We start from the raw sequence: 10135 nt of genomic DNA, 5'->3' as shown, positions 1-10135 counted from the left end.
GCAGAAGGATATTATATAAGCACAGTAGGTTTAAACGAAGCAACTATTAGGAAGTATATCCAAGAGCAGGAGAAGCACGATATTATGGTGGATAAACTAAGTGTAAAAGAGTATGAAGACCCCTTCAAGGGGTAGCAAGTAGTACGTTTGTCCCTTTAGGGGCGGCAAAGATGGCAAGGGCAATAGTAGCTTGAACAAAGTGAAAGCCAGCGTCTTTAGGCGCTAGCCGGTAACAAGCCCTTATAGGGCTAGCACAAGCCACCCGTTTTACGGGTGGTCATGACTTCAATAAATTAAAGTGTGTATGCCAAATATGCCTTAACACAGGCTCCCATAAATTATATACGGACGCTGTGCCAAGCTGTACGGATACAAAATATAATAAATTCCGTCAAGTGAGTTGAATAAGTATCGATAATTTGTTATAATATTAACGATATTGTGAATATATTAACATATTGTTAAAGGAGGTCTAATTAATGAGTGATAGCAAGTGTTGCTGCGGTTGTGTGGATCAGAAGGACTTGAAGCTCAAACAAATTATCGAGAATTACAAGGACACAAGCGGTGCATTGATTCCTGTGCTGCATGAAGCGCAAGAAGTATATGGATATCTGCCTGTGGATGTACTGAAAAGGATTTCGGAGGGACTTAATGTTTCGTTGGCTGAAATCTATGGTGTGGTTACATTTTATACCCAGTTTTCACTGAATCCAAAGGGGCGGTTCAGTATCAGTGTCTGTCTTGGAACTGCCTGTTATGTTAAGGGGGCAGGTGAAATACTGGAAAAATTTAAAGAATTTCTGGGGATTGATGTCGGGCAATGTACGCCGGACGGAAAGTTTTCGCTTGATGCATGCAGGTGTATAGGGGCATGCGGTCTGGCTCCTGTAATTACAATAAATGAGGATGTTCATGGAAGACTGACAGCTGATGACGTTGAAGGTATTCTGGAAAAATATAAGGATTTATAATACAAATAAATAGACCGGAGTAAATTATGAGAGATTTGTCGCTTCACATTCTGGATATTGTTCAAAATTCTATAAAAGCAAATTCAACATTTATTAAAGTGCATATTAGTGAAAAACCCGATGATGATAAGCTTGCTCTTGAAATAGAGGATAATGGTGACGGTATGGACAGTGATTTGCTTAAGAGAGCCGATGACCCGTTTACAACCTCAAGGACGACCAGAAGGGTCGGCTTGGGAATACCGATGCTAAAGGAATCGGCATTGAAATGTGAAGGCGAATTTAATATTTATTCTGAAAAGGATATAGGAACAAAAGTATTTGCTGCTTTTTCAATCAATCATATTGACAGATTGCCTATCGGAGATATTGGAGACACCATGATTGCGTTAATAACTGCAAATCCTGACATGCATTTTATTTTGAAGCTGGAAAGTATAAACGGAATATTTATACTTGATACAGCGGAGGTAAAAAAAATGCTCAGCGGCGAAATGCCTGAAGCAGGAGAAAAGCAGGAGGGTGAAAACCAATATTGTGTTGATATAAATGAGTTCGCAGTTATACAGTGGTTGAAAGAGTATATTGATGAAGGTATAAAAAATATTTTTGGAGGTGTACTAAATGAAGTCGATAGCTGAACTGGAGGAAATAAGAAGGAAAACTCTTGAAAAGATTTCTCTGAGAACAAGTGCCGATGGCATCAGGATTGTTGTGGGAATGGCTACATGCGGTATTGCAGCGGGTGCCAGACCGGTTATGAATGCGTTTGTTGAAGAGATTGATAAAAGAAATTTGAAAAATGTTACCGTATCTATGACAGGGTGTATAGGGGTATGCAAGCTTGAGCCTGTTGTAGAAGTTATTGACAAAAACGGAAATAAGGTTACCTATGTTAAAATGACTGCTGAAAAAGCAGCAAGAGTTGTTGTTGAGCATATTGTTAACGGAAATGTATGTCTTGACCTGACAATAGGAGCAGAGCAAAGGTAGAAATAATTCATTGTGAGGAGGTTTTAAATAATGCATTTATATAGAGCACATGTGCTGGTTTGTGCAGGGACAGGATGTACTTCTTCCAACTCTTTGAAGATTATGGGTGAAATGGAAGCGCTGTTGTCGAGCAATAATTTGGACAAAGAAGTTCAAGTAGTGAAAACAGGTTGTTTCGGGCTTTGTGCAGAAGGACCGATTGTCGTTGTATATCCTGAGGGTGCTATGTACACCAGAGTAGAGGTTTCAGATGTAAAAGAAATAGTTGAGGAACATTTGCTTAAAGGAAGAATAGTTAAAAGATTACTTGCAGGAGACAAGGTGGCCGAAGACATTTCAAAATCACTTGATGGTGTTGAATTCTTTACAAGGCAGACACGTATTGCATTAAGAAACTGTGGCCGTATAAATCCCGAAAATATTGACGAGTATATCGCTTTTGACGGATATAAAGCCCTTGAAAGAGTATTGACCGAAATGACACCTGAAAGGGTCATTGATACAATGAAGCAATCGGGCTTAAGAGGCAGAGGCGGTGCAGGCTTTCCTACCGGTATGAAGTGGAGCTTTGCAGCTCAGCAGGTAAATGATATTAAATATGTCTGTTGTAACGCTGATGAAGGCGACCCGGGAGCATTTATGGACAGAAGTGTTCTTGAGGGTGATCCTCATTCTTTAATTGAAGCAATGGCTATAGCAGGATTTGCAATCGGTTCCTCCCAAGGCTTTATTTATGTAAGGGCAGAGTATCCCATAGCAGTTAAGAGATTGCAGATTGCAATAGAACAGGCCAAGGAATACGGACTTCTCGGAGACAATATTCTCGGTACCGGCTTTAAATTTGATTTGGAGCTGAGGCTGGGTGCGGGAGCATTTGTCTGCGGTGAGGAAACTGCGCTGATGACATCAATAGAAGGTCATAGAGGCGAACCAAGGCCAAGGCCTCCTTTTCCGGCTGTTAAGGGCTTGTGGCAGAAGCCTTCGATATTGAATAATGTTGAAACCTATGCAAATATTCCTGTTATTATTTTAAAGGGTGCTGAGTGGTTTTCAGGTATAGGAACCGAAAAGAGCAAAGGAACAAAGGTTTTTGCTCTCGGAGGGAAAATTAATAATACAGGACTTGTTGAGGTACCAATGGGAACAACCCTAAGAGAAGTTGTTTACGATATAGGCGGAGGTATTCCAAAGGGTAAAGCGTTCAAGGCTGCTCAAATGGGCGGACCTTCAGGCGGATGTGTTCCTGTTCAGCATTTGGATGTGCATATTGATTATGATTCATTGATTTCAATAGGTGCCATGATGGGCTCAGGCGGACTTATTGTAATGGATGAGGATACCTGTATGGTAGATATAGCTAAGTTCTTTCTGGAATTTACGGTTGACGAGTCCTGCGGCAAATGTCCCCCATGCAGAATAGGAACCAAGCGTATGCTTGAAATTCTTACAAAAATCACCGAGGGAAAGGGTGAGGAAGGGGATATTGAAAAGCTTGAGGAATTGGCTAAAAATATAAAGACATCGGCATTGTGCGGGCTTGGACAGACTGCACCAAATCCTGTCCTCAGTACAATAAGATATTTCAGGGATGAGTATGAAGCTCATATATATGAAAAGAGATGTACCGCAGGCGTATGCAAATCAATGATGAAATATGTTGTTGATCCTTCAAAATGCAAGAGCTGCGGCTTGTGTGCAAAGGCATGTCCAATGAATTGTATCAGCGGGGAAAAGAAGGTTCCGTATGTGATAGAGCAGGATAAATGTGCAAAATGCGGTGCTTGTATGGAAAAATGTCCATTCAAGGCTATTTCAAAAATATAGGGGAGGAGAGTGTGAAGATGGCTACAGTTAATATTACTATTGATGGTAAGAAATTGCAGGTTGAACAAGGGTTAACTATTTTAGAGGCAGCTAGACAGGCTAATATAAAAATACCGACACTTTGCTTCCTGAAAGACATAAATGAAATCGGTGCTTGCAGGATGTGTCTGGTGGAGATAAAGGGAGCCAGAGCACTTCAGGCATCATGTGTATACCCGGTATCTGAGGGCTTGGAGATATATACTCAGAGTTCCAGCGTAAGAGAAGCCAGAAAGGTAACCTTGGAGCTTATTTTATCAAATCATGAAAAGAAATGCCTGACCTGTGTCAGAAGCAGAAACTGTGAATTACAGGCTCTTGCTGATGAGCTGAATATTAAGGAAATCAGGTTTGAGGGAGAAACAAATAAATACAAGCTAGATGATTTTTCACCTTCAATTGTAAGAGACCAGAATAAATGTATTCTTTGCAGACGTTGTGTAAGCATGTGCAAAAATGTTCAGACCGTTAATGTTATCAGCGCTGCCGAAAGAGGCTTCAAATCAACAGTGGGATGTGCATTTGACCTGTCCTTGGCAGAGGTTCCATGTACTAATTGCGGACAGTGTATAAGTGTCTGTCCTGTGGGAGCATTAAGAGAAAAGGATGATACGGACAAGGTTTGGGAGGCTTTGGGAAATTCTGAGCTTCACGTTGTTGTTCAAACTGCTCCGGCAGTCAGAGTAGCCATAGGCGAGGAATTTGGAATGCCTATAGGAACCAGATGTACTGGAAAGATGGTATCGGCATTAAGCCAGCTAGGCTTTGCAAAGGTATTTGACACAGATACTGCTGCTGACTTAACAATTATGGAAGAGGGAACAGAGCTTCTCAACAGGATTAAAAACGGCGGAAAGCTGCCTGTTATTACCTCCTGCAGTCCCGGATGGATAAAATTCTGTGAGCATAATTATCCGGAGTTTTTAGATAATCTTTCCTCGTGCAAATCACCTCACGAGATGTTTGGTGCTTTGTTAAAGACTTATTATGCAGAAAAAATGGAGATAGATCCTGCAAAAATCTTTGTCGTTTCCATTATGCCATGTACAGCAAAAAAATATGAAGCGGCAAGACCTGAATTATCAGCCAACGGATTAGCTGATGTGGATGTTGTTCTCACAACCAGAGAAGCGGCAAGAATGATAAAAGAGGCCGGAATTGATTTTGTAAATCTTGAGGATAAGCAGTTTGACGATCCAATGGGAGGAGCTACAGGTGCGGGTGTTATATTCGGCGCTACCGGCGGAGTTATGGAGGCGGCACTCAGAACGGTTGCCGAGATTTTGGAAGGTAAAGCCTTTGACAATATTGAATATACTGCTGTCAGGGGAATAGAGGGTATCAAGGAAGCCACGGTTGTATTCGGCGGAAAGAAAGTAAGGGCGGCAGTTGCAAGTGGCTTGGGCAATGCAAGAAAGCTGCTTGACAGCATGAAGAACGGTGAAAGGTATGATTTTGTAGAAATAATGGCTTGTCCCGGAGGGTGTGTAAACGGCGGCGGACAGCCTATACAGCCATCTTCTGTAAGAAGCTGGACAGACCTGAGAGCCGAGAGGGCAAAGGCTATTTATGAGGAGGATGCAAATCTGCCTATTAGAAAGTCTCATGAAAATCCTGTAATAAAGAAAATGTATGATGAATATTTTGAGAAGCCGGGAAGTCACAAGGCACATGAGATCTTGCACACTCATTATATTGTCAGGGAGAATTACCCGGTAAAGGAATAGCTTCTAATTTTAACTGATTACTTCAACTTCCGTATAAAGGGTCTGTCATTGTTACAGGCCTACCGATATGCTTTACAGCCAAAAAAATTGCATGAACCGGCGATGGTTCATGCAATTTTTTATAATCCGTCCGTTAAGCTAAAAAAGAATCCACTGATATAACATGTAAAAAAGTTGAAATTATTTTATAACCTTTTTAGTATATACTTTCATATTAGAAATGCTATATAATAGAAATTAGCTTTTTTATAACGCAGTTTAAATACTTATTGAGAAGGTAGAATGTACTATGTATGAAATGAAAAAAATAGTTGCGGTTACTCTGTCTGTTGGCTTGATGTTAGCTTTAACCTCCTGTGCTTCCCAAACATCAGATAATGATGCTTCTCAAGCAACAGCGACACTAAGTGCAAGTGCTGGTACAAAGGAGGCTGAACAAGCAGTGGAGCAGATTTTAAGCGAAGATATTCATGTTAATCAAATAGGCTACATAAATACGGATGAAAAAATAGCTGTTATAAATGGTAATTACAATTCTTTTAAGGTAGTTGATGCATCTACTGACAAGGTAGTTTTGACAAAGAAACTCAATGGAAGGATTAAGGATGATTCAAGCGGAGATTCGGTATGCTATGCTGATTTTTCAGAGCTTACAGGCAAGGGACGGTACTATATTTCAGTACCGGAATTAGGTAAATCATATGAGTTTATAATAGGTGATAAGGATATTTATACCGGAGTATCCGATGCAATGCTAAGGGCACTGTATCTTCAACGCTGCGGGATTGTACTGGACAGCAAGTATGCCGGGGAATATATTCACAGTGCCTGTCATAAAGCCCTGGCAAAAATGTATGGTGATGAGAGTAAAGAAATTGATGTCAGCGGAGGCTGGCATGATGCAGGAGATTACGGAAGATATTCAGTTCCGGCAGCTGTAACGGCAGCCGATTTATTGCTGGCATATGAGTTCTGTCCAGAAAGCTTTACAGATTCCGAAAGTATTCCTGAAAGCGGCAATAAGGTACCGGACATACTGGACGAAGCAAAATATGGCATTGAGTGGCTGCTTAAAATGCAGGATAAAGCCTCAGGAGGTGTATACCACAAGGTTACTGCAATGGGCTTTCCGGATATGACCTTGATGCCTGATGTGGATGTGGATGATTTATATGTAATGCCCGTATCAACAACCGCAACTGCTGACTTTGCAGCTGTGGCCGCTATGGCAGCAAGAATTTTCAAGGATATTGACGGTGCATTTTCCCGGAGCTGTTTAAATGCAGCTCTAAAGGCGTGGGGATGGCTGGAGAATAATAAAGGCTTTGTTGAATTTAAAAATCCTGCAGATGTATTATCGGGTGAATATGGAGATTCCTCCGGCTCGGATGAGATATCCTGGGCTGCGGCAGAGCTTTTTAGAACAACCGGGGAAGCAAAATACGGCGAATATTTCAATAAGAATTTTGAATCGGGCGGATTTGGACTTGGATGGCAGAATGTCAGCGGGTTTGCGGCAATTGCATATATATTTTGCGATTCGGATAATATAGATATTAAAAAAGTTGAAGAAATAAAGAAGAGCTGGCTTGAAAAAGCCGATATGTTTGTGTCCACGGCAAAAAAAGACGGATATCTGCTTGCAATGCACAAGATGGAGTACACATGGGGAAGTAATATGAATGTTACAAATCATGCCATACATTTGTTAGTAGCCGACAGGCTCCGAAATAGTGAGGAATATACAGCTGCAGTTAAAAATGCCGCACATTATTTGTCAGGCAGAAATACCCTGAGTCAGTGTTACATAACAGGCTTCGGTGCGAAACAAATTATGCAGCCTCATCACAGGCCTTCTGTGGGAGACACTGTGAAGCAGCCGGTACCCGGCTTGGTCGTAGGCGGACCTAATTCTATACTGGATGATGATGTGTCAAAAGCCAAGCTATCAGGAATGGCTCCTGCAAAATGCTATATAGATGATATGTCTTCTTATGGAACAAATGAGGTGGCAACATATTGGAATTCTTCTGCAATTTTTGTTTTTGCATATTTGAATCAGGAGAGATAATCAACGATTAAGGTGTTGACAGCGGGATTGAATCTGGGAGGTGTTTTATTGGCAAAACAAGTTTGGAAACCATCTGCAATGCTGAATCCTGTTCCTGTTGTTATGGTTTCGTGTGCGGATAAGGGCGGAAAGCCTAATATAATTACAATAGCTTGGGCAGGGACAATAAACACTAACCCTCCTATGGTGTCTGTTTCAATCAGAAAAGAGAGGTATTCACATGCCTTAATAAAGGACACAAGGGAGTTTGTAATAAACCTGACAACAAAAGAACTGGCTTTTGCTGCGGACTTTTGCGGTGTGAAATCAGGCAGGGACACCGATAAATTTGCGGCTGTGAAGCTGACGCAGGAGAAAGCTTCAATTGTAAGAGCGCCTATGATAAAGGAAAGTCCTGTAAATCTGGAATGTGTTGTAAAGCAGATAATAGAGCTTGGTTCACATGATTTATTTATAGCTGAGGTGGCAGCAACAAATGTAAAGGAAGAGCTGCTTGATGAAAAAGGTAAGCTTTGCTTAAACAGAGCAGATTTGATTTGCTATTCACATGGGGAATACTATCCGCTTTCAAAACCGTTAGGCTTTTTCGGATATTCGGTTGCAAAGAGGAAGCATTTGAAGAGGGGAAATAGAAGGTAATTTTATGTCGGGGATAGTATTACCTTGAATTACCGGCTATAACTAGAGTCAAATTATGACTCTGGTCAAATTATGACTCTGGTCAATTGCGGTTTAAGCCTTCCTGACGATAGAATAAAAAATATAGCGGTGCTATGTATTAAGAGTTGTCTGTTATAAAATACTAAGATATATTAGTTTAGAAAATTTTATGGATTTATATTATAGGAGTTGATTTAATTTATGAAGACTTGTATTAAAATATTTATTTTATTGTCACTGTCACTATTCTTGGTTAGCTGCGGTACAGACAAGCTCTCTTCGGAGACTGACAGAAGTGATGCGGGTATTTCAAGCCAGACCGGCAGTGAGACAACGGCAGATGAAAAGCCTTCTGTGACAATAAACACCTACTATGAAGAACCGGCCTCTGCCAAGGATAAGGATGCAATTATTTTAAAGGGCGAGATAAATGATTATTTTGTTGAAATAATAATTAAGGGTAAGGTTTTAGAATTTGAATATTTATTGCTGAAGCAGGACAGTAAAACCAAGGAGCTGGTTGAAAGCGGGCTTAATGGGAAATACAGCAGTCTGGAAAATCAGACTGTAGTTATAAAAACAGAGCTGCCTGAAGAAATTCCTTCTAAAAAAATAAAATGGAAAAGCGTATCAGGAAAAGAGTATGAATATATAATCAGAGATTATGGGGCAGTTGATGCAAAAGACACAAAGAAGGTATACCCTCTGGAATAAATTTAAAAAAATAGTTTCAAATTACCGATTATTTTATCAAAAATTGAATATTTATGTAAAACATTTAACAACGCTGGAAAAATGATGTATAATATGATAATAATATATATGAAGGAAAGTCATATTAAAAGGCAAGCTAACGGCTTTGTATTCTAGGCTTGTCTTTCAATTTTAAAGGGGGGGCTATAATGTTAATATGGTCTAAGGGAAAAGCTAAAGCGTTGTTTAAAATAGGTCTTTCTATTTCAATTATCTCAGCCTTTATGCTGTTATTTACAGCCTGTGTTTCGGACAGAAATTCCGGACAGTCGGCAGACTCTGAAAATAGTGAGCTAAATCTTGCGGTAACTGCATCCATAAATAATTCTGGATTGTTGGAATACTTATCACCAATTATAAAAGAAGATACGGGAATAAGCATAAAAGTAATATCAAAAAAAGCTGAAGAAGCAGTCAAGGCATGTGAGGCCGGAGAGGCGGATATGCTGCTGATTAATGACAAGGCCTTGGAGGATAAATTTGTTTCTGACGGTTATGGGGTAGGAAAAGCTGAGCTTCCAAACAATTATTTTGTCTTATTGGGACCGGCAAGTGATCCGGCGGGAATATCAGGTCAGAACTGTACCGCTGCGGAAGCATTTAAGAAGATAGCTGACAGTAAAGCAGTATTTATATCTGCGGGAGAGGGAGCAATAACTAATAAAAAGGAAATGAAAATCTGGTCCTCCGGCAATATCAAACCGGAAGGAGATTGGTACATATCTGAGGTAAATGACATGAAGTCATAGTGATAGGTAAGTCTTTGATATCATCTCTAACTTTTCCCCCACTCCACACCGTGCGTGCGAATTTCCCCGCACACGGCGTTCTATCAAAACTAAATTTTGCAACTTAAACTATATCTGAAACTAAACACGTTATTTTAAATACTTGCCAACTCAAGCATTTTTCTTAGGCGGTTAATTTTAGTCATCTGCTTTTTGTCCGGTTTAATGATATCCAGATAAAACTGGATTGTTTCCGGCTTTTTTGCATGAAGCAACTGGTGAACATTCATTGTTACAAGCACCAAATTGCTATAACTATCATCTTTGCATTTATGGTACGGCGTTTTGTGATGGCAGTGCATATTT

At 40.2% G+C, this 10135-nt stretch carries 9 protein-coding genes and 2 pseudogenes; 10 read left to right on the top strand and 1 reads right to left on the bottom strand.

Features of this window, described 5'->3' with window-relative positions:
• The 10 genes and pseudogenes from LY28_RS18560 to LY28_RS18515 all read left to right on the top strand — a co-directional run.
• Window positions 1–135, top strand: a pseudogene (locus tag LY28_RS18560) (IS200/IS605 family transposase); the annotation flags it as partial.
• A gap of 344 nt (window positions 136–479) precedes the next feature.
• Window positions 480–974 carry an NADH-quinone oxidoreductase subunit NuoE gene (gene nuoE / locus LY28_RS18555; protein WP_110463658.1) on the top strand — a complete coding sequence of 165 codons (495 nt, stop codon included), beginning with the start codon at window positions 480–482 and terminating at the stop codon, window positions 972–974.
• Between the two features lie 26 nt (window positions 975–1000).
• Complete coding sequence (locus LY28_RS18550; RefSeq protein ID WP_110463657.1) at window positions 1001–1615, top strand: ATP-binding protein; 615 nt, start codon at window positions 1001–1003, stop codon at window positions 1613–1615.
• Complete coding sequence (locus LY28_RS18545) at window positions 1599–1967, top strand: (2Fe-2S) ferredoxin domain-containing protein (protein WP_110463656.1); 369 nt, start codon at window positions 1599–1601, stop codon at window positions 1965–1967. The genes LY28_RS18550 and LY28_RS18545 overlap by 17 nt, the downstream gene beginning before the upstream one ends.
• A gap of 30 nt (window positions 1968–1997) precedes the next feature.
• Window positions 1998–3791 (top strand): NADH-quinone oxidoreductase subunit NuoF, encoded by a 1794-nt coding sequence (nuoF, locus tag LY28_RS18540; protein WP_110463655.1) that lies wholly within the window; start codon window positions 1998–2000, stop codon window positions 3789–3791.
• Window positions 3792–3808: 17 nt separating this feature from the next.
• Window positions 3809–5557 carry an NADH-dependent [FeFe] hydrogenase, group A6 gene (locus LY28_RS18535; RefSeq protein ID WP_110463660.1) on the top strand — a complete coding sequence of 583 codons (1749 nt, stop codon included), beginning with the start codon at window positions 3809–3811 and terminating at the stop codon, window positions 5555–5557.
• 289 nt (window positions 5558–5846) lie between these two features.
• Window positions 5847–7628, top strand: a complete 1782-nt coding sequence (locus LY28_RS18530; RefSeq protein ID WP_242981427.1) for a glycoside hydrolase family 9 protein — start codon at window positions 5847–5849, stop codon at window positions 7626–7628.
• 48 nt (window positions 7629–7676) lie between these two features.
• On the top strand, window positions 7677–8267 hold the full coding sequence (locus tag LY28_RS18525; protein WP_110463654.1) for a flavin reductase family protein: 591 nt from the start codon (window positions 7677–7679) through the stop codon (window positions 8265–8267).
• A 222-nt stretch (window positions 8268–8489) separates the two neighbouring features.
• Window positions 8490–9002, top strand: a complete 513-nt coding sequence (locus LY28_RS18520) for a hypothetical protein (protein ID WP_110463653.1) — start codon at window positions 8490–8492, stop codon at window positions 9000–9002.
• A 188-nt stretch (window positions 9003–9190) separates the two neighbouring features.
• Window positions 9191–9790 carry a substrate-binding domain-containing protein gene (locus LY28_RS18515; RefSeq protein WP_110463652.1) on the top strand — a complete coding sequence of 200 codons (600 nt, stop codon included), beginning with the start codon at window positions 9191–9193 and terminating at the stop codon, window positions 9788–9790.
• A 134-nt stretch (window positions 9791–9924) separates the two neighbouring features.
• Here LY28_RS18515 and LY28_RS19415 read toward each other — a convergent pair.
• Window positions 9925–10135 (bottom strand): annotated as a pseudogene (locus LY28_RS19415) (group II intron reverse transcriptase/maturase); the annotation flags it as partial.

The sequence above is a fragment of the Ruminiclostridium sufflavum DSM 19573 genome (assembly GCF_003208175.1).
Classification (GTDB): Bacteria; Bacillota; Clostridia; order Acetivibrionales; family DSM-1351; genus Ruminiclostridium; species Ruminiclostridium sufflavum.
The sequence above is the reverse complement of the archived record's forward strand: the minus strand, read 5'-3'. Positions and strand labels throughout refer to the sequence as shown.

Excerpts from the sequence above, each read along its gene's own strand:
- LY28_RS18520 (WP_110463653.1), top strand. The coding sequence starts at position 8,490 with ATGAAGACTTGTATTAAAATATTTATTTTATTGTCACTGTCACTATTC.
- nuoF (WP_110463655.1), top strand. The coding sequence starts at position 1,998 with ATGCATTTATATAGAGCACATGTGCTGGTTTGTGCAGGGACAGGATGT.
- LY28_RS18535 (WP_110463660.1), top strand. The coding sequence starts at position 3,809 with ATGGCTACAGTTAATATTACTATTGATGGTAAGAAATTGCAGGTTGAA.
- LY28_RS18545 (WP_110463656.1), top strand. The coding sequence starts at position 1,599 with ATGAAGTCGATAGCTGAACTGGAGGAAATAAGAAGGAAAACTCTTGAA.
- LY28_RS18550 (WP_110463657.1), top strand. The coding sequence starts at position 1,001 with ATGAGAGATTTGTCGCTTCACATTCTGGATATTGTTCAAAATTCTATA.
- nuoE (WP_110463658.1), top strand. The coding sequence starts at position 480 with ATGAGTGATAGCAAGTGTTGCTGCGGTTGTGTGGATCAGAAGGACTTG.
- LY28_RS18530 (WP_242981427.1), top strand. The coding sequence starts at position 5,847 with ATGTATGAAATGAAAAAAATAGTTGCGGTTACTCTGTCTGTTGGCTTG.
- LY28_RS18515 (WP_110463652.1), top strand. The coding sequence starts at position 9,191 with ATGTTAATATGGTCTAAGGGAAAAGCTAAAGCGTTGTTTAAAATAGGT.